This is a genomic window from Bradyrhizobium sp. Ken64 (assembly GCF_055807555.1).
The window spans coordinates 202,472-223,862 of sequence record NZ_JBVVPA010000009.1 but is presented as its reverse complement, the minus strand read 5'-3'; the positions used below and the strand labels follow the sequence as shown (position 1 = coordinate 223,862).

Genomic DNA, 21,391 nt, shown 5'->3' with positions numbered 1-21,391 from the left:
AAGGCTGACAGCTGCGCCGCGGTCAGGCGAATGACGCCGTCCTACACGTTGGGCCAGCAGAACGAACCCGTCTCAAGCCGCTTGGCGAACAGGCACACACCCGTGCCATCCCAATAGATCAGCTTCACCCGGTCGGCGCGCTTGGCGCGGAACACATACACGGCTCTAGCCTCAATGCCTTAGCGCTCGGCCGCGAGGATTTGCACCAGCTGCCGCTGAGCGTGCGCAAGACCAATCTGGCGCGCTGCGCGGCGGGCCCGAGGGCACGTTGGTCGCACCGTTCGAGCCAGGCGACATCGTCACCGCGCTGTTCGGCGCGGCCGCCCGTACGGCCCCAGCGGGACGATGTTGAATCTACATCCGGGAAGCCGGCCATTTGCGGGCGCGAACCCACCAGCAGCGGTGTTCTACTACTCCCGCGACCGCAAGCATCCGCGGGGCATTTTGCCCGGTATGCCGGCATCCTGCAGGCCGACGCCTATGACGGGTACAATCAGCTCTGTCTGGCCGGGCGCGAGCCCGGACCAATCCGGGAAGCTGCCTGCTGGTCGCATGGAAGGCGCCTATTCTTTGCCATGGCTGACATCGAAGAGAATGCCCGGCGCAAGGCCACCGGCAAAAGGAAATCCCACTCTCTCCGGTCGCGATCGAGGTCGTGCGAAGGATCGCTGTTCGAGATCGAACGGTCCCTCGACGGCACGAGCGCCGAGGAGCGCCTTCAGGTGTGACGGATGCTGAGCCGGCACATGGTCGAAGAACTGCAGGTCTATATGCGCGAACAGCTCGCCCAATTGTCCCGCGGCCATGACCTGGCCAAGGCGTTCAACTACATCCTGAAGCGATGGACGAGCTTCACGCTGTTCCTGGAAGATTGACGCGTGTGCCTCTCCAACAATGTCACCGAACGGGGCTTTGCGAGGCGTCGCTCTTGACGGAAGTCCGGGCTGCTCTACGGATCTGATCGCGGAGGGCGGCGCGCCGCAGCAATGTACAGCCCCATCGTCCCGGCGAAAATGAACGTCATCGACCCACAGGCCTGGCTCACCGATAGCCTCGCCCGCATCCCCGCCCATCCGCCTCATCGGCTGGACGAACTTCTGCCCTTGAATTGGACGCCGACATCATCAGTCTCTGCTCGAGGGCATGATCACGCACGTCAAGATCCATCACGTCACCCCCATCATCCAGGTCGCGAAAGACGTCGGCGAAAAGACGAAGATTGGCTGTAAGACGTCGCCAACGAAATGGAGACCGAGGACGGCGTCATCTGGGTCTATGGCGTCGGAGAAGACGGCATCCAGGCGTTCACAGACTTCGGAATCGAAAACCTCATCGAGCTGATTAGGTTCTACAAAGAGAACCTTGGACTGCTCAGGCGTTAATCCTGCGGCCTACGCCGAATGGATACGCTGATGGTGACGGGCTGCTTCTGTTCACCCACTGCCGGCCCGTGTCACCGTATCTGCAAAGCGGTGCCACAAGGCTGTGAGGGCTATCGCGAGCGAGCACCGCACATGTTGCTAAGGGCAGTAGGCGTATCCCCGCGCCAGGAGACCGGGTGATAGGTGGCCGTCAGCGCGAACTGGCTTTATGGCGACATCATGAGGTCGGCTGCCTTACGGCCTCGCCCCGGGCGAAACTGCTTGGCGATCAACACTAGCTCCATCCCGTGGAGGCGCGCCGGAACTCCGCGCGCAGAGTTCCAGCCGGGCCAGTTTGAATGAACACAAAAAGAGAGACTTAGTAATTTAGGTTACAGACAGCCCCGGAGACTATCGGCATTTTGCTTCTTTTTGGAGGACCCGGGGATGAAGAAGTCGTCTCAGATTTTGTTCGGAAATAATAATCAAAAATCAATCATCGAAGCCGAGAAGCGGCTCGCCCTGCTGACCAAAATGCAGCGGCTTCTCAACGGGGAAGGGTACGAATTCCCGGATCAGGTCCCGCCACGGCACAACAAACAAGTCGAGCAACCATCGCGTAGACGATGGCAGACTAGATAGCCAGATCGTATTGCATTCGCATGCGATGGGCGATCTCCTCCACCCTCCTCTGAAAGCCGATGGGATTGCCCGGCGCTGACAACACTACCGGTTGCCAGCCGTAAGCGTGGTCAGGCCGGATGGTGAGGCTGAGCCCTGGCACCCCGACCACTCCGCTGATCATCTCCGAGAGTTCTCGGATCGACTTCCTCTCCTTAGCCATCAGGCACTCCCTTTGAATGCTCAAGGCAAGCGCAGAAAAGTTAAGACGGTCGTAATCAAAAGGCAGAAATCGGGTGAGACCTGCATCATCCCGCCGCCCTTCACAGCCTTCCCTGCATAAAACATGAGCTACAGGACGTCCAAACGGAAGCGGCTAGAAGGTGCTCCATCACGCCGAAGCAGCGGGGCAGCCCGTGCCGTAAAAGGCTTCCGTCCGTGCGAAGGCAGGCGATCCAATCGCCTCTCAGCGGACGATCGTTATGCCCCGAACATCCAGGCGATACCCGTGGTCAAGGCCCAAAGCCAAGCCACCATCCCGACTACCAGCGACGTCACGTAAAGCGAGCGCATTTAACTATCCCTAGTGGCGTACAGCGCGCGAAGAATCAGCCTCGAGCACACGCTGTCTTAGCCGCAATACTTCCAGGTAGCGGCTTGCGATAGTCTCCGGGGCGGCAGGCCTCTTCGGCATCCCCTGGACCTTCTTCAGCTCGCGAGGTTTGCGCCCCTTGTGCAATGCGTCCTTCATGGCAATCTCCAAAACCAACGAAAAGCAAAACACATACCAACAAAGCCGAGATGCCCCACCGGAGCGAAGTTTGGTCGCGCCTGTGCGCGAGCTCGTTCAATCAAGGTCTCGTGATGACCGCGATCCCAACGGAGCTGAATAAACCAGCGGCGTCATTCGGCTTGCGGCGGAAAAAAATAGAACCAGCGCGGTCTGTCACGGGACTGGTCGAAGCCTACCGCCGGATTTCAGTTTTCGTCAATTCGATTACGTCGGAAGCGTCAGCCAGTTCCATGAACGGATCTCGTAGGCCGTTCACAACGTGAACCTGAACCCTGTGCGGGTCAGCAGAACGCGCGAGGATGAAACTGGACGCTACCAAAGTTGAAGACGAGATGTCGGCCCCCGCGTAAAGCGCGCGTTCCAGAACTAGCCGATGCAACTGCGGCAAATTGCCCGGACACCGTCGCGTCGCTGTCATCAGGACGTCGGAACCGGTGTGCGACTGCTCCCTGCACCACAAAGCAAGGGAGTTGTTTCTGATGTTTCGTAAAGTAGCTGCGCTGTCCGTCGCAGCAGTTCTGGCCCATGCAGTACCCGCTTCAGCTGATGTGATCAGCAATCCGACCAACACTTATAGCTTCGGCTCGTTATCGGGCTCGTTGACCGGCGGCCAGCAAACGCAATTCGTTGGGGAGACGTTCACCGCTCCAGTGACCGGCTCGCTCACCGACTTCAAGTTCACGCTCAATAGCTCGAGCCTTACCTCGCTGTACGCTGCTGTCTACGCTTGGGACGGCTCCAAGCCGACCGCCTTGCTTTGGCAGAGCCCGGTGGTGGCCGGAAGTGCCGGCATTCTCGACTTCTCGCCGGTGGGCGCCAACGTGACGCTAGGCCAGAGCTATGTGGCGTTCCTCAGCACCTACGGAATTGCCAACAATAGCGGCTTGGCGACTGTTGGATCCTGCTTGAACTTCGGAGGCTGCACCGCCAACTCCGTTTCCAATCTCGGCACGTTGGTATGGAGCACGATCTATTCCGACACCGTGCCTCTTCCCACACCCAATCTGACCCAGACGGCATGGAATTCGGCGATCAACAATTTTTCAGACCTCACATTCTCGGCGACATTCACGAGCGCAGTCCCCGAGCCCTCGACCTGGGCGATGTTCATCCTGGGCTTCGCGGGCATCGGCTTCATTGCCCATCGTCGGAAGCAAGGTGGGGCTCCGGTGACTGCGGCTTGAGTATCGTCCAGCTCTCGCGAGCCGAAAGACCGCCCATGAGGGCGGTCTTTCGGCAGGTCAGCGCCAACTCGGTTAGTTATTAACATTTAAATTTCGCAGATTTAATTGATATATATTGACTCGAACCCGGTTCCTGATTTATTCGCATAGTCTGGTGACTACGCCAAAATTTCCATCGTTTGCCGGCTGGAGGCCTCTATGAAACTGTTTCGGGATTTGGGATTTGCTGCGGTTGTTGCGCTTGGATTGAGCGCGACGAGTGCAAGCGCATCCACATTCACAGGTTCGACCACGGGGTGCTTCGGCTCGTCCTGCACCGCCACGGATCATACCCTTTCGTTCCAGGGGACGACCTTCACGAATGTGGCCGCTGGCGCCACGGTCGATCTTGGCTCTTTCACGCTGAAGAACACCGGGCTTTTTAACCCTTACGCGTTTCTCGGGGATGCATTCAATCTGACTGTCTCGCTCACCTCTCCTGTGACGACGGGGCTGAACTTCCCCGCAAGCGTCACCGGCCTCATCACAGTTCTCGGCGGCCTGGTCTACATCGACTTTCAGCCTCAGAGCCTGAATTTCGGTGGTAACCAGTACACGCTGACCCTTGATGACGTTCTGCTCGGCACCACCATACGCTATCGGACCGACATCGATCACCTGAACGGAACGTTCGCGATCAATTCGGCCGTTCCCGAGCCATCAACCTGGGCCATGATGGTCCTGGGCTTTGCCGGCCTTGGCTTCATGGCGTACCGTCGTCGCAATCAAAGCTCTGCACGCTTTACGGCATAACCAAATCCTGTTCGGACTTGCACGAAGACCGCCTTCTGGCGGTCTTTTTGTTGCGCTGCCTATTCCTTTGACGAAGTGCTCCCGCGGAGAGCAGGACCAAAGCGCGTCGAGGCGCGCTCCTGACTGATAAGGAGCGGACGGGTGTTCCTCTGCAAGTCGACAATTGATCGCTATGCTGCTACGTTTTCTGGCATGCACCGCGAAGTCAAAGAGATGTTGGCCGGCTCCACCGCCATCCTCCTGTTTGGGGCAGCTCTCATTCAGTGGCCGTCATTCGGCCTGTTCGTCGATCAGCACCTCGCCTCTCATCTAAGTGCCGTCTGGCATTCGATACCGCGCGCCTTCTGAGAGCCGGGTAGGACTGCTGTGAGATCGGGTTGCTGATCGCGCGCGATCCTGCGGATCGAGTTAAGCGGTTGTCTTCACGGATGCTGTGCCAACCTTCCTTGAACCACCGGCCCTGCCCCCGTCCATGTCGAGCTCAAGAAAGAGCCGCCCAACTGAGGCGGCTTTGGATATCGCTTTGAGGCTGAGTTCAGACTCGGCGGAACGAAGGCTTGTTCTTCTGTCGGTAGGCCATGAAGCCCAGACCAGCGAAGCCCAGGATCATCATGGCCCAGGTCGAGGGTTCGGGGACCGATGCAATTTGGTCAGGAGCGAAGTTTGCCGATAAGAGATCGCCGGTCTTCTTGGTGTCGGTGTTGTTGGTAAAGAAGGCGACCTTGAGATGTGGGTTGCTGAAATCGAGGCCAGCGCCGCTGGGCGTGAAATCGATATTGAAGACCATGTGATTGGTCAGTGTGAGATTGGGAGTCCAATTGAAGCAGGCGGAAGCCCCACCGCCATTGGCGCAGCCAACACCCGCCCCAGTCACCTGCTTTCCCGCGACGCCGCCAACAAATTGCGAATTTCCGAGATATGTGGCCGAGGCCGCGGAGAATGAACCGACATTTCTGACGTCGAATGCGTCGAGGAATTTGACGGGAGCCCAATTCCCGGTGGCGTCCAGGACGCCATTAACCGTCAGCCGGAGCGTATCAGCGTCAACAACGTTGAAGGTGAAGGTGACGCTTTGGCTAACCAGAGACGCTGAGGCACCGAACGTCCCCCAAAGGAGAGCTACGCCAGCCAGTACCGCGGTTCTGAAAGTCCCGTGACGCATAACAATCCCTCCAATTCCCTCATTTAAATATTTAAACTCTGATTATTCTTAGCGGCTCCGGGCGAGAACGTCGAGTCATCTAATCTGAAAACGCGCTCTCGGTTAATTGGGAAGGCATCCGGCCTCCCCGCGCCGGGCGGAAAACGGGAGGCGAATACGGGCTTGCTCCGGCGTGAGGTACCTAATGGTGGCCACGACTTATGAGCGAGGCCGTGCTCACAACCTCGCCGAACCCAGGGTGCTAGTGGTGGGGGCCCGCTACGCCCTGGTATGGGCGCAGAGAGCACCTCACTAGAGGTGAGAGGCAAGCCGCACAAAAGAAAAGCCGCCCGAGGGCGGCCTCTCTACTTTCATCTCCGATGGTACAGACTAGCCAACCATCAACGCCGCCTTGGACTTCCGGCGAAATGCCAAAAATCCCACACCAGCGAAGCCCAGCACCATCATAGCCCAGGTGGATGGCTCAGGCACGCCCGGTGTCACGACAACGCCGATACCACAGCCATCGCCGCAGCTCAGCCGAAGCAAATTGTTAGAAGAGCTGATCAAAAGCGAACCATCGTTTCTATCTGGCGACGTGTAATCCCCATATCCGCCACCAGTGGCAAGAACGGTCTGCAAGAATGTGACATGGTCGACCAACACAATTCGCCCGTCCGTTGTGTTGACGATGATATCTCCGTCCAGGTCAGCCTTGCCGGGAGCGCTGATAACTCCCATTCCGTCCGCGCCACTCACTGATCCGAAATTCCCTTGAGGTCCGTTCGGATTTGTCAGGTCTACGATGGCCCCGTAGCTTCCGTAAACATATCGGCCATCGGGAGATACGGTCAGCCCGTCAGCAAAAAAATTGCTTGTAAGAAGAGCCTGCACTGGCACGGCTCCCTTTACATTGATCTCATACAGAGGATTACCCGCGATCAAGTTGCCGGTTACAGGGTTGGTCCAGAGCCCTTGGCTGGCTGAGATGGCGGGGTTGTTGTTTGACCCGTTATACAGAGTGTTGATTGATCCGTCGTTGTTGAGTTTCGCGAGGTATCCGCCATTGGCGGACGCCCAAACCGATCCGTTCGCGTACGCTAGCGCCGACGCAAAGCCTGTGAACGAAGTCGAGGAGATCGCATTTGCCGCGGTCTGATTGTTGACGTCGTTGAAAACGTAGTTCTTGCCTTCGTTAGCAACGTTTACAATGATTTTCCCATCGCTGTTAATTGCAGAGCCTAGAACATCATACCCTCCGAAAGCGCCGTTGCTCCCTGGCAGTCCAGACACGACAGTGTTGAGTTTGAAACCAAGGTTTTGGCCATCTTGGCTTAGAACGGGGACAGAGGAACCTTCCGCGGAGACGATAGAGATAACGGTCGAGAGAGCTACGAGCCCTAACTTTCTCATAATATCCTCCAAACATATTTTGTTAATAATAATTAACATTATTGCCCCGATTTTGAATCATTCAAGCAAAATCGAGGTTCCCTAACTTTATTCTGGGTTCCGTTGATTATTGCCGCGGGGCTTCATTGAGTCCGCGCTGAACTACTTTGTCGCGGGGAGCCGAAAAGCCGCGCTCCGACAACCTAAAGTTAACCTATTTGACCTAGGATCTCGTCCTGCCCGGCCCAATCCCGGACAGGCCTTTTGGTAAGCTTAGACCCCAGCTCCGCCTCAACCCGGTGCTGGGGTTTTCGTTTGGGATGTAGCCGTGCGGCGGCCAAGACGCGCTTGTCTGTGTTCTTCCGAGCATGCAGCCCCTCGAGCGGTAAAGCTCTCGAACCCGAGCACCACGGCGCTCCTACAGCTTCTGGCCTTCTTGAGCGCGCCGGGTACAGATGAAGCTACGGGGGCGACTGCGCCGGGCTGGATCACCTCAGTCAAATGCACCGTCTTCCCATCAGCATCGCATCGCAAGCCGCAGGATGAGAAACAAAAAGACCGCCCGGAGGCGGTCTTCCTGATTGCCTGAAAGCCCGGTTATCAGACCCTGGTTATCAGACCCTGGCGAGTGGGGTGATCTTGTTGCGGCGACGGTAAGTCATGAAACCAATACCGCAGAAGCCAAGGATCATCATTGCCCAGGTGGAAGGCTCTGGCACCGCGCTCACCGTGGTAACAGTGACGTTATCGAATGCAGAACTGAAATCGTTGCTTGGGTCGCCACTCAAGAACGTGAAAGTAGCGGAATCAGAGACGCCAAAACCCTGGTAGACGTAATTATTCCAGACTTGCGTGATGCTGCCGTTCGTGACTGAGCTGTCAGAGTTGACAGCAGAGAGCTTCTGCACGTTATCGACGAGCAGATTAACAGTGGTCGTCGATCCGAACACCCCTTCAGGATCAATAACGTTTCCAACCCAAAAGGAAACGAGATACGTTTTCCCCAACAGTCCCGAAACCGTGACTTTGACGCCTTCGTTGCCGTTGGCATCTTGCCCTGCCAAGTCTGCCCATTGATTGCCGGACTGAGCGGGGAAATGAATTCCGTTCTGCGTAAAGTTCGTTGTCACGACAGAAACAGCGTCCGTCCTGCCCAGAGGCCCAACGACAGTCCATTGCCCGATCGCGGTCCCAGTACCGTAGTTGTCATAACCTCCCGAGCTTCCGCTCGGCCCGGAGTGGTTCACCACCTGTGTCTCGAAACCGTCCGAAAACACGACGGTGTTTGCCTGGGCAACCGTGGCAATACTACAAGCAGCCAAGGATGCCGTAAGTGACGCAATTGAAAAGGCAGATCCAAAGCGCATCGAAATCTCCTGACCTATCCAAGTAAAAAAGGAATTCAGTGATACCGGCTATCTCTGAAGACTACACTCACGGGTGACAGAGTCAAAAATTTCGCGCTTGTGCAATAGTGCACGTAGGAACCGAAGCATCGTCGTGACAATCCGTTCTTCACCCCGCTCTGCGACTTGCGCCGACGTTGTCGCGCTGACCGCGTATATCGTGAGAGTCATGCCTTTTCGAGTCTTGCAAAACTTCGGCAGATGTCCGTGACCTGTTGGCCAGTCCGAGCTGATGAGTACAGGCCACGCTGTTCAGAAGGCAGGACAGAGTAATCGCCGACAGGTGGCGTTGCCGCACACAAAGCGGTGACGCGAGGCCCGTTATGTGGGCAAGCTGGGCAAACTCAAATGCGGCAAGACCGAAAGCGCTGTTGAAGAGAAAGCCGCCGGAAGGTGGAATCAATCGAGGCAGGCGCCGATGATCGTCGCTGGAGAACCAATCGGGTGTTGTTGCTGCCGCGCCGATACGAGATGAACCCCAGCCCGAAAAAGCCCGCGATCATCATGATCCAGGTGGAGGGCTCAGGGACGGCCGTGGTCAGGAACTGGACCTCGCTCAGCATGATCCAGGGTTCGAGCCCCCCTTTGGTCATAGGACCCGTCGCCACGCCACCAGCGGCTTCCTGAAGGAAACCGCTGATAGGATCACAGAAGGCAGTGCAGCTGTACGCGTTGTTGTAAGCACCCAAAACGTGGTCGTTGAAATAATCGATCCCGTCTTGCTGCAACTCTCCGCGATCGAACCTCAATTGGAATATCGAGTCGGACGAGACCGTCCCAAATCCAGCGAGCAGGAGCTGTGCAGCGTTGCCGCTGAGCGACGTGGTCTGAAGAGAGGCGCCAGAGACCAGGTTTCCATTGATCCAAAGATCGACTCCGCCCGGGGCTGCTACGAGACCGTTCGAGTCCCCGAGGAGCGGGTTGTAAGCCGCAGCATAGATTGCGATCGAACTGACGCTTTGACCGGCCGCAAGGTGGAAGGTGATCGTTGGATCCTGATACTTCCAGCCGACATACTGCGTGGTCCCGCCGGCGTAAGCCTGGTTGTAGGGGGTGCCTATGACTTTTCCACTGTTCGCGATGCTTCCGCTCACCATCGCATAATTTTCGGTGGCGATAACGCCGTCAGTCAGCAGGCCGGTCCCTCCGCTCAACTTTCCGACTTGCGGCGTAGAGTTGTTGGGGACCGGATTGTTCGATCCATTGGTCGACGCATTGGCACCCTGGTAAGTAAAATCAAGGTAGTCGTAGCCGAACGTATACTGGGTCGACCCGTTGCCGTTATTCATGTCGTAGCTGGTCACCGACACAACGCCCGCAAGCGCGGACGACGACGCCAGACCAGCGGCCAGAAACGCAGCGAACGAAAACGAGCGAGACAGCATTCCAAATTCTCCAACAGCGCCCAACCGGGGACCCTTTAACCCGTTGTTTAGCCTGTTCGCGACCCCATGTCGTTAATTTGGCGGACACCGGACAGCTTTTTTTTAAATGGCATCAGTAACGTTAAGGCAGTTGCTCCTGCGGCCTTAGTTCTTCCGACCACGATTCTGGTTCAAAGGATTTGGCACGGGCTCGAATTCATAGGTGTAGCCATCCGAGGCAACACCCTTGAACACCAGAAATCCCCGCGGGGTCACGATAATGTCGCCCTCACGAAGAAGGCTGTCGTTCTTGGCGATGTCGACAGCGATGTTCTGGACTTCTTCCGGGCTCGGCGCCGGCCGCTTGATGCGCGTCGCTTCCGCCGCGGCACAACCGGTCCAATGAAGGAGAATCATCGCGAGACCGACGACCAAATACGACGGCCGCGGATTTGGATTGGCCACGGATCACACCTTCTCAGGATGTACGCGACCCATCAGCCAAAACGACGCGGCCCTCGAAGAAGGTCGGAGGTGGGACTTCGCCCCAGCCAAACCCGGCGACGGCCGCTTCGCGAAAGCTACGACGCGCGTTGTCTTATTCCCGTTGCTTCGCAGATAGCGACGGTCGCATGCCCCGCCATTGACCGATAAATTGCCAGCCCGAGAGCAGCCGTCGCCAATCCACACGTGAGGAGGAAACTGCTGGATACCGGAAAGCAATTGATGCAAGTGCCGATAATGTCCATCGCGCTTATCCTTGTTAGGCGCAGGCGCCCGCTCACCGCTTTAAAAGCCGAAACACCACCCGACACGAGAAAGGCCGCCCAAATGGCGGCCTTTCGTTAGTCGATGTATCTTTGCATTTACGCGAGACGGAACGAAGCGCCGCCCGTCTTGCTGCTCTTGCGATAGCCGAGGAAGCCCAGGCCCAGGAAGCCGAGGATCATCATAGCCCAAGTGGTCGGCTCGGGAACCGCTGAGATGCTGTTGATCTCGAACGAATTAGAGCTGGAGCTCAGCTCGACGTGCGAGAAGGCGGTGTCCGAGGTAAACGTCACGTACGAATTACAAGCAGTGCTGCCTTGGCAGCCAGTCGGAGACAGCTGGGGGAACAAGTCCGTGCCGGTTACGACGTCGCCGGCTAAGTTGAAAAACTTGATCGAATTGTAAGAGTCGACCGAGCCCCAAAAGAAACCAATCGATTTCGTCGCTGCGAAGGAGATGTCGATTGAACCACCACCCAGTACGCTCAGATAATTGCCGGGCGTGCCAAGCGGCTGAGCGCCGTTGCCATCACTTCCGATCTTGATCTGAGAATTCGAGCCGGGGGTGAAAGTCCAACCGCCAATCGCGAAGCTGGACGTCACATTCCCAACCGACTGGGAATCAAAATTAGAAGTACCCGCCGGGGTGCTGGTAGCAAGAGCGACGATGCTGGCGTTTGCGCTGCCTGCCACGGCCATGCCGAGTGCGAATACAAGCGCGGGTAGCAATTTGGTCATCTTAAAGCCTCCACTGGAGAACGGAAATTCAGGTAGTTTTACGTAACCAAATATTCACTAAGAGCAATGCAGCTCTGCGTCAAGCAAAATTAAACGGAACCATAAAAATAATGGGTTAATTGATTTAATACTATAGCAGCATCCTAGATGCTGGCTGGCCCTTAGTTATTAAGCCGAAATCTCGGTGTTGAACTATGGCGCGAGTTTGACCACTAGCCTGAAACTAAAAGGGCGCCCAACGGAGCGCCCTTCCAATGTCAACCGCTGGGAATTCAGACCGCAAGAGGCTGCGATCGGCGCCGATAAGCCAGAGCGCCTACCCCGAGAAAGCCGAAAATCATCATCGCCCAGGTGGACGGCTCAGGAACGGCGGAGACCGATACATTGTCAAGAAGATTGCCCACATTCGGATTGCCGCCAGCAAGATCCGTAAAACTCAGCTTCCCGCCGGCTGTCGTGAAATAGAAGGAATAAGTCGTTAGAGCATCGGTCGGATCGAGTGTGATCGACTGCGATGTCCCACCAAGCGCGAACAGGATTTGCGTGGTGTGCTGAGCGGGATCGACGTTGCCGGCACCACCCTGGCTACCCGCGAGCTGAAAGCTGACCAGATAAGTCCCGGATCCGAATATCATGTTGGTCGTCAGCTGGCCTGGCTGGCCCGTCGAACCGTTCAAGTCGACATAATTGCCGTTGCCGCTCGGCAAGAACGCGTAAGGTCCGCCGTCGCCAATCACGTCAACTGATCCGGACGTCACTGTCCAGTTCGCAAACACCGTCTGGTTGAGCAACTGCGTGGTGGTGGCATTAAAGTCGTCTTGGAAAACCAAGGTCGCTGCCTGAGCAGCCTGCGACCAGGCAAGCGCGGAAATCACAACCAAACCGGGCAAAAGGCGCTTCACGTGGCGTCTCCTATTATCAAATTATTGACCATCAATAGAGAAGCAAACAAAGGCTGTCAAAAGGTAATTTAATTGCGAGCTGAATTTAACAATCCAACTCGCGCTCATCCAATGTCTCGCTCACCGGAGCCTAGCTAGACGCTTCTGAATAGGCTCGGGACGACCGACGAACGGCCTGCCCCAGGATGCCAACCCCGAGGAAGCCAATCAGCATCATGGCCCAGCTTGAAAGCTCGGGTACAGGACTTACAGCTGAGAAATTTAGGCTCCCCGCGACGCCTGGGCAATATAGGTTTTGAGGACACTCGAGCCCGGCGTCAGAAGCCGGTGTGTTCGGGCCGTCGGGCAGCCACGTTACGAAGAACGCTCCAGGATTAAAGTATAGGCCGCCATAATTACCACCTGAGCCGAATGAAAACAGAATGCCGTCAAACGTGAATGCCCCCGCGACGAACAGATTGTCGTAGGAGAAGTATCTGTATGGATCGCCGGGCGCCGGATAAAAGTAGTTCGTACCCAGGGTGTAGTCGGCCGGCACGAGCCCGTTAATCGCTTCCGTTACAGCACCTGTTACAACGTTCCCCGCTATCGACTGCAGCTGACCATTCGACTGATCGTAAGTAAATTTGCCCGCAACGCTGTAGCCCGAGGTGCTAAAGGTGAAGTTTTCCGTCAAATAGGTGCTCGCCCTAACCGGCATGACGATCAGCGAAGCGCCTACAATCGCAGCCCCAAAGAGCGTGGTAATCTTCATTGTTGCTTCCCCATCCCAGATGTAAGAGCTTCGTTTAATCGGCGAGCATGCAATGCGTGCGCAATCGACACGAGAGATCTCTCGTGCGCCTCGTGTCTGAACTGTTGGGCTACTGACGCGAACGTTACTGATTCGGCACGTTTATTATAGCGGAACGCACTTCCTTGCGCGCTCGCCAAATTTCTTTTTTAGAGCGACAATTCGGCTTCTCGCTTAGATGGGCTATCCCCCGTGTCGTCAGGATGCCGACCTGAACTTATCCATGCTTAGGGATATCGTTGCCGCAAAACGATTTTGACGCCTGTCGGCGCTATCCAGGATCTCGAGTTTAGTTAGCTCTGCCAAAGCTTGGGCTACGCAAACAACTTCGGTTGGCCCAGACAAATTCGAGCTACGCTCGACCATATCGTCGGCCGCATTAAGCGCCGCAAGCAAGACTCGCGTGATCGAATCGGGCATCTGGTTCGACATCTCTTTCGGAACCTCTACAGAGCCGGCATGCCCACTTACATCGAGTGCTCTGAGTCTTGAAGCAGCAAGCGCTTGCTTAAGGAATATCTTGCCACACCGTGACATTTCTGCAGCAGCGGCAAGTACTCAGTCGACAGCCGGAAGGAAGAACTCTGCAGAAGCTGGCTGGCAGGATTCAATCCCGCATCTTGCGAGCGATAATTGACTGCCGCGTCAGGCTGTCCGCGTTGACAGTTTCCAGAGGCACGACCGACTCTCGCCGGGATTCGAAGCAGACGCTGGTTCGATAAGTGCCTCGCGGTGTTCTCCACCAAAGTGAACGTGCAACCTGGGCCGACAAGAGCGGCGACTGGCCAGCTCTGCGAGCACCTCCCCCAAGACATCCGACGAGATGAGTCAGAAAAAAAGCCGCCATCCGGCGGCTTTCTCGATTTTGCGCAGCTCAACCGGTTATTAAGCAAGCCGAAGCGATGCGCCAGTCCGACGACGGTAAGCGATGAAACCGAGACCAAAGAAGCCAAGTGTCATCATGGCCCAGGTGGCCGGCTCCGGAACGGCGGTGATGACGCCGGTGATCGTGCCGCCGTCAAATTGCCCCGCGGTAGTGAGGCCATTGTATGTGAAGGAATAGTTATAGACACCATTCGCGTATGTGAAGGTCCCGATTTGAATCACGGGATTCGTGACCGGTACGTTGAGAGAGTACGCACCGCCGGTGGAATGCACACCATCCGTAAACGACCAACCACCTCCGAAAAACGTCCCGCTGATTGTAGCTGTAATAGTTTCCGGCGTTCCGGCATGAACCGGCTCGGGCGAGATATTGATGATCACTGACGCTTGTGCCGCCCCCACAGACACGACAAATCCCACGATGGCCGCGAGAAGAAGCTTTAAAGATGACATTTGATTCGCCCCTTGCAATTTACCAAGCTTGGTATCACTGGCCGATAACTCCCTGTCAATCATAAATGTTGCGGTGCACACAAACGTTGCGGCCTTGCACAATTTCCATGCAGTTGGAGATGGACGGGACCACACTCGAGTCACTCGGCTGAGTAGGCCTCAGCTGAGTCGGTTAATTTCAAAACCGCCGAGATCTGGTTTAACATTGGCCTTGGTTGGCATGGCACAGCGCTGGGGCTATTCCGGTCTACTGCGATCAGTGCGTACCCACTCGGAAGAGCTCCGACGCACAAGACGTCCCAAGAGACGGAACCTTTGCAAGACTTGCCCCAGCACGAAAGGAATTTGCGACGCCGGCAAAATATCCCGGCCGAATTTCAGCCAAGCGAAGGCCAGCGCGCCGGCAAGCAACGAGAGGTTCAAAAAGGCCAACACTGTGGGAAGCAACGCCCCTCCGAGCCACGCATAGATGCCTCCCAGCGCCACCATGCCCAACGCTATCAGTATGAGAAGCGACAATGGGGGCACGAGGAGATCACACGCGAGAACCAGCGCGTCCAAATTGCGCGTCGCGATCGACGCCGCCACTAGCCGGGGGACGTAACCCCCGATCATGCGCAAGTGCCCCTCGATCCAACGTTTCCGCTGACTTTCAGCACCTCGCTCTGTTGCTGCAAACGCGCTGGTTACTCGGACTGTCGGCAGGAAGCGAGCTGGTGTGCCGCTTAAAGCGAGGTCCAATCCCAACTTCAAATCCTCGACGAGGTTGCCGCTGGCAAGCGGCGCTAACTCAATCACCCCCCAGGGGAACATCATTCCGGCGCCCATCAGTTGTACCGGTCGGCCAAAATGATGGAGCCCCAGTGGCCTTATCCAATTCTTCAGCCGCCAAGCTAACTCTGCGACAAGCTGGTTGACCTGAAAGCCGTCCGCACCCGTCATGAGATAAAGCGTCTGAACAGGCTGGCCCGTTTGTGCACAATGGTCCAGCGTCTTTGGGACGAAGTCCGGCTGCAGCCGACAATCCGCATCCACGAAGAGAACGAATTCAGGCGGATCGTCTCTTAAATGCGCGATGGCCCATGCCAGTGCGTAACCCTTCCCGCGTCGATCAGGCTCATTGCGCAGGAGCACCTCCGCGCCTTGTGCGGCCGAAACTGCTGCCGTATCGTCGTTGCAATTGTCGGCCACCACGAGCAGACGATCGCACTCTCTTAATTGAGGGATGAGGTCCATCAAGGTGGGAAGGATGCTGCAACTCTCGTTGTGAGCCGGTACGACAATGACCACGGGGCCGGGCGTTTGGGGGATTTGCAAATATTCCTCATGGCGCGCCACGACCGCTCCCACCACTTCAACAAAGAGCACCAGCGTAGGAATTAACGCCAGTGCATTTAATGCTGTAAGAAATACCAACATCCATTGCTTTCCGCAGGGCCGAGGATACTCATTGGAGCCAACAATCCTCCAGCAATAACAGTCTGGTCACCGCTTTCGAAGCTACAAACAGGACGACCCAACAGTCAAACCTCCATTGCCCAGTTCAAAGACACCTCAAGATCGAACCAATGAAAATCGCCTATCTGGTTAATCGCTACCCGGCAGTCAGCCACAGTTTTATCCGAAGAGAGATTCTCGCGCTCGAACGTCAAGGGCACGAAATCTTGCGCATCTCAATCCGAGGTGGCAACGAGGACCCTCTCAGCCCGGAAGATCAGATCGAAGCGCGGCGCACACATTTCATCCTTCATCGGGGCGGCAGGAGCCTTCTGCTCGCATTCTTTCGTGTGCTTGCAACGCGACCGGTTCACATGGTTAAGGCCCTGGCGTTGGTATGGAAGCTTGGGCGACGGGCGGAACGACCGCTTCCGGTCCACCTTGTTTATCTGATTGAGGCATGTCTGATTTATCTTTTGTTGCGAGCCGAAAAAGCGCAGCATCTTCATGCGCATTTTGGCACCAACTCCGCTGAAGTCGCGATGTTGACCCACGCCTTGGGTGGACCACCTTGGAGCTTCACAGCCCACGGCCCGGAGGAATTTGACAAGGCCGGTTTCATTGGCTTGGCAGAAAAGATCCGGTCCGCCAGCTTTGTTGTTGCAATCAGCTTGTTTGGACGGAGTCAACTTTTCCGTCAAGTCGGCTATGAACAATGGAAAAAAGTAAGGGTTGTGAGGTGCGGCCTTGAGCCCGGCTTCTACGAGCATGACACAACGAGGCAGCCGACGGAGATACCCCGACTTGTTTGTGTCGGAAGACTCTCTGAGCAGAAAGGGCAGCTATTGCTGCTGCAGGCTGCAAGACGGCTTCAAGACGCCGGCGTCAAATTCGAGCTAGTGCTTGCTGGCGATGGCGAGATGAGAGCAGAGCTGGAGCACAGCATCGAGCAACTCCAGTTGCAGGCGGTCGTGCGAATTACGGGCTGGATCACAAGCGACCAGGTCCGGGGATACATCCTGGCCTCCAGGGCCCTGGTCTTACCAAGCTTCGCAGAGGGCCTTCCCGTCGTACTCATGGAAGCCATGGCGCTGCGACGTCCCGTGATCAGCACTTTCGTCGCGGGTATTCCTGAATTGGTCGAGCCGGGCAAGCACGGCTGGCTTGTTCCCGCGGGAGACGTGGACAGCCTTGCGACCGCCATGCAGGCTTGCCTCCAATGCTCCGATGAGGAGATCGAAAGCATGGGAGAGAGCGCTCGAACAAAAGTCATCGATCTTCACGACATCGATCGTGAGTCCCTGCGTTTAGCCGAACTGTTTCAGGCAGCGTAGTTGAAACAGGCCTAGCTCTTTCGTAAGCGGTCGTAATCAGAGCCGACTTTCGACTACCTCTAGAAACTCGACCGCTCCCCCAGGATGCTCTTCTGCAAACACTCCCACGACGAGACGCCCCGTCTTCCAGGCCATTGCATCCAAGTTTGTCTTGCCACTTGACACTAAAGGTGCCCGTTCGTCCGCGTCATGTCCGTGGACAACATGCCGGCTGCCATACCCCGACGCCCCTCGCTTAGGATAGCGCTTCCATAGCAGCGTCCGTTCGCTTTGCTGGCTGAGAGGAAGCCGTGAATCCAATCCTGCATGCACAAATACGCGCTTCGAGTCGGCAAACAGGGTCGGAAGCTCAGCAATCCATGCCAGGTGATGCGGTGGAACCACAGTCCGAAGCGGCATGCCGGGAAGGAATTCGCCGTAGGAAGCCAATGTCTCGTTGCCCCCGTTCTCGATCCACCACGTAGCTTCGACAAGATTGTTGCAAGCCTCCCACATCATCGCCTCGTGATTCCCTTTCAAGGCCGTTAGCTGCAAATTCGGAAACGACCACCGCATCAGGAATTCGATCACTTCGCGGCTGTTCGGTCCTCGATCAACGTAGTCGCCCAGGGTGATGACACGCGCCGTCTGATGACCGACGTGCTCGAGAATCCGCGACAACGCCCGCTCGAGTAAATCGAGCCGGCCGTGGAGGTCAGGAATGGCATAGGTAAGACTCATGGTCAGCCCTTAAGAGAGCCACCGTGTCGCGGCGGATTTCCTGAGAGAACCGCATCAATTGGGCCCGACATTAGGCTAGAACCTTTGTCGGCGCCCCTACCCCACTTAGTCTTGGACAACGGAGCTCAAGATCACCGGCGGGCGTGTCACGTAGCAGCCACTTTGCCCCGCGATCTCGTGACGAGGCTACCGATAATTCCGAGAACACCGTCGAAAGCGAACAGGAGGAGAAGCGCCACCACAAACAGGCTGATTCCTGTCAGATCATGAACGGTGCCCTCGATGAGATCAGGGCCGCCATAGTAGGCCATCAGCACCAGCGCAAACACGCGGAAAAAGTTGGCGAGGATCGTAATAGGAATGATCCCCAATATGAGCATGAAGCTGCGGAGCTTTTCTTTCCATCTGAATGCGTAGACGTAAAACACCCCGATTGCGGACAAGGCGAAAATCGAGTTCATGCCGGAGCAAGCATCCTTGACCAGGAGCTGATAGGATCCGATCATAATCATGACGCCGTTCTGCGCGACAGGGAAGCCCGCAGCGTAAAGGACTCGGGTCACCGTATCGGAAATGAAGACCTTCAACGGGACCGTCATTGCGTCGACGAGCCAGTCAGGCATCGGCACCGCGAAGACCAGAAAGCTGAGCGGAAAGGCCAAGGCCCGAAGCGTAGGCCAACCCGCGCAGATCAGGATCGATCCAACGATCACCGGCAAGATCGACCCCATTTCGACGGTCAGCAGCCCTTGCTGCAACCGCGAAAGGTACAAAAACACCAATCCGATGGCCAAGATGGCCCAACCCATGACCGGTGCAGGTGCGACCTTGGCGCGCATCACTCGGTCGCGCGATTGCCAAATCAGCCACAGCGTCGCCGCGATGATAAGGGGACCGTGGCCCTCCTGTTCCGTCTGCCATGGGCCGTTAATCAAGCCTCGAATGGTGGGCATGTAGGCGCCGAGGATGGCCACCCCCATCAGTACAGGACCGAGAAGGGAAGCGGACAGACCAGTTCCAAGCGACTTGCGAATATGGATATCGGTCATCAATTCAAGCTCTGTGATTAAATATAATCCACATGGGCGTAGAAACTAGCATCCCTTGCGTGCGCCAACAATCGGCTATCTCTTGATGACAAGAGCGGCAAACCCAATTCCCGCCAGGATCAAGACCCCGCCGAGGATATATTGTCCGGCATTGCCGACCTGATTGGCGACGGCAAACACGATACCGGACAGCATAAAATACACCAGAGTCCGGATCTCGCGGTCGGAGAACTGAAAGAACGCGATGACCAGTCCGACAAAGCTCGTAACGGTGACGACGTCAAATAGTGTTGCCATGTTCCACGCTGGTGAAAAGAGAATGGCTGGGCGGATGAACCTGAATGCCGGTCATTGCGACTTGGGCTCCCCCTGCTTCATGAGGTCGGCGTACTCGCCCTCGTACTTGGCTTCGAGTTTCGCCGAATAGGCCGCAAGGCCCAATTCTGCTGCGAGGGCGTCCGAGCGGATCATCTGCCGCGCCAGATTGACAGCGGCATCTCCTTCGATCGGACGAGGTTCTTCGGCCCTGACCTTGAAGAAGAGCCCGTTTGAACCGACCCTGGTGAAGAAGATGTCGTCGTCCTTCCGCTTTTGAATCAATCCGACAAGCTCCTCAGGCAGGTCGCTGCTCGAGAGGACGCCGAGCTGGCGACCATGTGGAATTCCGCTTGTTGTCAGTTGCTGAAGAAGTTCGTCCAGCGATTTGGCGTCCTTGTTGGCGTTTACAAAATTCTGGGTGGCAGGCGTGAGCGGAATGACGACTTCGTCGACGCTGAACAGCTTGCGATCGGCGAACTTCCATGTGTTTTTCGCGACGTAGCGGTCGATATCGGCTTTGGTCGGCGCTTTGGCTGATGCTGCGCGGTTCAGCACCGCGTTGCCAAGAACCTGCTCACGCACGCGCAATAAATCCAACAGGACTCCCGGCTCGCGGTCCAGTTTCGCGTTCATGGCCTGCTGCAGCAAATACTTGCGAACAACGATCTCACCGAGGACGCGCTTCAGAACCTCTGGATCTTTCTGTTTGTCCGGTGTGATGCCGGCCAGCCTGAACTCATTGTCAAGCTCCTGCGTCGTAATGACCTCGTTGCCTACTCGAGCAACCACCTGCCCTTTTGTGGCAGCTGCCTTTTCCCCGCTTTGTTGACCGCATGAGGCCAAGGCAAGACCGGACGCGGTCAGGAACAGGGCCAGGCCCCAAGTGCGCAAATTGGCAAGCCTTTTCACCTGACGCTCCGTGTTTGCAGTTGGTAATGATACGCGCCGAGCGAGAGACTTGCTCGGAACAGGAAATGTAAGCTCAATCATTAAGTGGCTAGAGCGCAGCCGTCGAGACACGAGGTTGAGCCGGGCTGAAATTCAGATATTTAGATTAATTCCGGGATTTATGGACAATGAACCCCTTGTGACGATTTCGTGAGGTAATTCAGGGCTATCGCCCCTATATTTTGAGCCGGTGGACGGCTATCGATTGTTTGAATAGGAGCTACACAATGAAGTCCAACCGAGTTGGGGTTGTTCTCGCGGCAATTGCAATTGCGGGGACCGCTATAGCTGCCGAGATGTTTGCGCCACGGCAATTGATGGCCCGTACCACGGCTTCCCAAAGCCTGGAAACGGTCATTCCGAAACAGTTCGCTAACTGGAAGCTTGTCCCCGAGATCAGCCCGGTCAAGCCGGTGGACCCCGAAGCCTTTGTGCAGCCCCCGGATCCCCTCTCCGCGAAAGTTTACAGCCAGGAAGTGGCACGGGGCTACACGGATGGTGCCGGTCACATCGTCATGCTGCTGGTCGCATACGGCCCCGTGCAAAATTATAAGCTCAAGGCGCACCGCCCCGAGATCTGCTATACGGCTAACGGATTTCGCGTGTCCGACAAGAACAGCTCCAGCCTGGACTATTCCGGCGGGTCACTGAAAGTCACCAGGTTGATTGCAGAGCGCGAGTCGCGCTTCGAGCCTATCACCTACTGGATGAAGATCGGCGATGACATCTCAAACGGGGTCGTCGACAATCAGATCAGCCGCTTGAAATACGGCTTACGCGGCATCCTTCCCGACGGCTCCTTGTTCAGAATCTCGACGATCGGCCTTAGCAAGGAAGCTTCGTTCAAATTGCAGGATCAATTCATCAAGGATTTGCTGGTTGCGCTGCCTGCCCAGGAAAGAGGCTTCTTCCTGGGAAAATCCTGATTGCCCTGGATCACGATGCGCTCGGTAGGCAGGTACAACACAGGTGATCATTCTCGCTCCGCAGGTC

The 21,391-nt window shown here is 56.4% G+C and carries 17 protein-coding genes and 5 pseudogenes; 7 read left to right on the top strand and 15 right to left on the bottom strand.

The genetic code is table 11. The features are described from left to right. Nucleotides 1-41: 41 nt before the first annotated feature. Nucleotides 42-161 (bottom strand): IS66 family insertion sequence element accessory protein TnpB, encoded by a 120-nt coding sequence (gene tnpB / locus AC0L2F_RS17885; RefSeq protein ID WP_473249266.1) that lies wholly within the window; start codon nt 159-161, stop codon nt 42-44. A 60-nt stretch (nt 162-221) separates the two neighbouring features. Between tnpB and AC0L2F_RS17880 the strand changes: the two are divergent. The 5 genes and pseudogenes from AC0L2F_RS17880 (at nt 222) to AC0L2F_RS17860 (ending at nt 5,099) form a co-directional block, all read left to right on the top strand. Then, nucleotides 222-875: pseudogene (locus AC0L2F_RS17880) on the top strand (IS66 family transposase). Between the two features lie 111 nt (nt 876-986). Further along, a complete protein-coding gene (locus tag AC0L2F_RS17875; RefSeq protein ID WP_473249265.1) occupies nt 987-1,229 on the top strand; it encodes a transposase domain-containing protein in 243 nt (80 codons plus the stop codon). Between the two features lie 2,025 nt (nt 1,230-3,254). Continuing rightward, nucleotides 3,255-3,959 (top strand): PEPxxWA-CTERM sorting domain-containing protein, encoded by a 705-nt coding sequence (locus AC0L2F_RS17870; protein ID WP_473249264.1) that lies wholly within the window; start codon nt 3,255-3,257, stop codon nt 3,957-3,959. A gap of 684 nt (nt 3,960-4,643) precedes the next feature. Further along, nucleotides 4,644-4,751 (top strand): annotated as a pseudogene (locus AC0L2F_RS17865) (PEPxxWA-CTERM sorting domain-containing protein); the annotation flags it as partial. A 141-nt stretch (nt 4,752-4,892) separates the two neighbouring features. Next, entirely contained in the window at nt 4,893-5,099 is a 207-nt protein-coding gene (locus tag AC0L2F_RS17860; RefSeq protein WP_473249263.1) for a hypothetical protein, read from the top strand. Nucleotides 5,100-5,286: 187 nt separating this feature from the next. Here AC0L2F_RS17860 and AC0L2F_RS17855 read toward each other — a convergent pair whose 3' ends face one another. The 10 genes and pseudogenes from AC0L2F_RS17855 to AC0L2F_RS17810 all read right to left on the bottom strand — a co-directional run bounded on the left by AC0L2F_RS17855 (nt 5,287) and on the right by AC0L2F_RS17810 (nt 16,011). After that, the gene (locus tag AC0L2F_RS17855) at nt 5,287-5,913 is read right to left on the bottom strand and encodes a PEPxxWA-CTERM sorting domain-containing protein (RefSeq protein WP_473249262.1); all 627 of its coding nucleotides are present in this window, start codon (nt 5,911-5,913) and stop codon (nt 5,287-5,289) included. A gap of 369 nt (nt 5,914-6,282) precedes the next feature. After that, nucleotides 6,283-6,390 (bottom strand): annotated as a pseudogene (locus AC0L2F_RS17850) (PEPxxWA-CTERM sorting domain-containing protein); the annotation flags it as partial. A 1,508-nt stretch (nt 6,391-7,898) separates the two neighbouring features. Beyond that, nucleotides 7,899-8,651: a PEPxxWA-CTERM sorting domain-containing protein gene (locus AC0L2F_RS17845; RefSeq protein ID WP_473249261.1), complete on the bottom strand. Its 753-nt coding sequence runs from the start codon at nt 8,649-8,651 to the stop codon at nt 7,899-7,901. 488 nt (nt 8,652-9,139) lie between these two features. Then, nucleotides 9,140-9,229, bottom strand: a pseudogene (locus tag AC0L2F_RS17840) (PEP-CTERM sorting domain-containing protein); the annotation flags it as partial. A 990-nt stretch (nt 9,230-10,219) separates the two neighbouring features. Continuing rightward, nucleotides 10,220-10,519, bottom strand: coding sequence for a hypothetical protein (locus AC0L2F_RS17835; protein ID WP_473249260.1), 300 nt, complete (start codon nt 10,517-10,519; stop codon nt 10,220-10,222). Between the two features lie 401 nt (nt 10,520-10,920). Next, the gene (locus AC0L2F_RS17830) at nt 10,921-11,559 is read right to left on the bottom strand and encodes an Npun_F0296 family exosortase-dependent surface protein (RefSeq protein ID WP_473249258.1); all 639 of its coding nucleotides are present in this window, start codon (nt 11,557-11,559) and stop codon (nt 10,921-10,923) included. Between the two features lie 272 nt (nt 11,560-11,831). After that, complete coding sequence (locus AC0L2F_RS17825) at nt 11,832-12,461, bottom strand: PEPxxWA-CTERM sorting domain-containing protein (protein ID WP_473249257.1); 630 nt, start codon at nt 12,459-12,461, stop codon at nt 11,832-11,834. A 130-nt stretch (nt 12,462-12,591) separates the two neighbouring features. Continuing rightward, entirely contained in the window at nt 12,592-13,215 is a 624-nt protein-coding gene (locus tag AC0L2F_RS17820; protein ID WP_473249256.1) for a hypothetical protein, read from the bottom strand. A 924-nt stretch (nt 13,216-14,139) separates the two neighbouring features. Next, nucleotides 14,140-14,247 (bottom strand): annotated as a pseudogene (locus AC0L2F_RS17815) (PEP-CTERM sorting domain-containing protein); the annotation flags it as partial. 582 nt (nt 14,248-14,829) lie between these two features. After that, on the bottom strand, nt 14,830-16,011 hold the full coding sequence (locus tag AC0L2F_RS17810) for a glycosyltransferase family 2 protein (protein ID WP_473249255.1): 1,182 nt from the start codon (nt 16,009-16,011) through the stop codon (nt 14,830-14,832). A 149-nt stretch (nt 16,012-16,160) separates the two neighbouring features. Here AC0L2F_RS17810 and AC0L2F_RS17805 point away from each other — a divergent pair, with 149 nt between their 5' ends. Then, nucleotides 16,161-17,363: a glycosyltransferase gene (locus AC0L2F_RS17805; protein WP_473249254.1), complete on the top strand. Its 1,203-nt coding sequence runs from the start codon at nt 16,161-16,163 to the stop codon at nt 17,361-17,363. 36 nt (nt 17,364-17,399) lie between these two features. Here the strand turns inward: AC0L2F_RS17805 and AC0L2F_RS17800 are convergent, their stop codons facing one another. The 4 genes from AC0L2F_RS17800 to AC0L2F_RS17785 all read right to left on the bottom strand — a co-directional run bounded on the left by AC0L2F_RS17800 (nt 17,400) and on the right by AC0L2F_RS17785 (nt 20,359). After that, a complete protein-coding gene (locus AC0L2F_RS17800; protein ID WP_473249253.1) occupies nt 17,400-18,083 on the bottom strand; it encodes a metallophosphoesterase in 684 nt (227 codons plus the stop codon). Nucleotides 18,084-18,229: 146 nt separating this feature from the next. Next, nucleotides 18,230-19,132, bottom strand: a complete 903-nt coding sequence (gene xrt / locus AC0L2F_RS17795) for an exosortase (protein WP_473249252.1) — start codon at nt 19,130-19,132, stop codon at nt 18,230-18,232. Between the two features lie 75 nt (nt 19,133-19,207). Further along, nucleotides 19,208-19,429 (bottom strand): XrtV sorting system accessory protein, encoded by a 222-nt coding sequence (locus AC0L2F_RS17790; RefSeq protein ID WP_473249251.1) that lies wholly within the window; start codon nt 19,427-19,429, stop codon nt 19,208-19,210. Between the two features lie 51 nt (nt 19,430-19,480). Further along, nucleotides 19,481-20,359: a SurA N-terminal domain-containing protein gene (locus AC0L2F_RS17785; RefSeq protein ID WP_473249249.1), complete on the bottom strand. Its 879-nt coding sequence runs from the start codon at nt 20,357-20,359 to the stop codon at nt 19,481-19,483. 266 nt (nt 20,360-20,625) lie between these two features. On the opposite strand from AC0L2F_RS17785, the gene epsI reads away from it, so the two are divergent. Continuing rightward, nucleotides 20,626-21,324 (top strand): exosortase-associated protein EpsI, V-type, encoded by a 699-nt coding sequence (gene epsI, locus AC0L2F_RS17780; RefSeq protein ID WP_473249248.1) that lies wholly within the window; start codon nt 20,626-20,628, stop codon nt 21,322-21,324. Nucleotides 21,325-21,391: the final 67 nt, after the last annotated feature.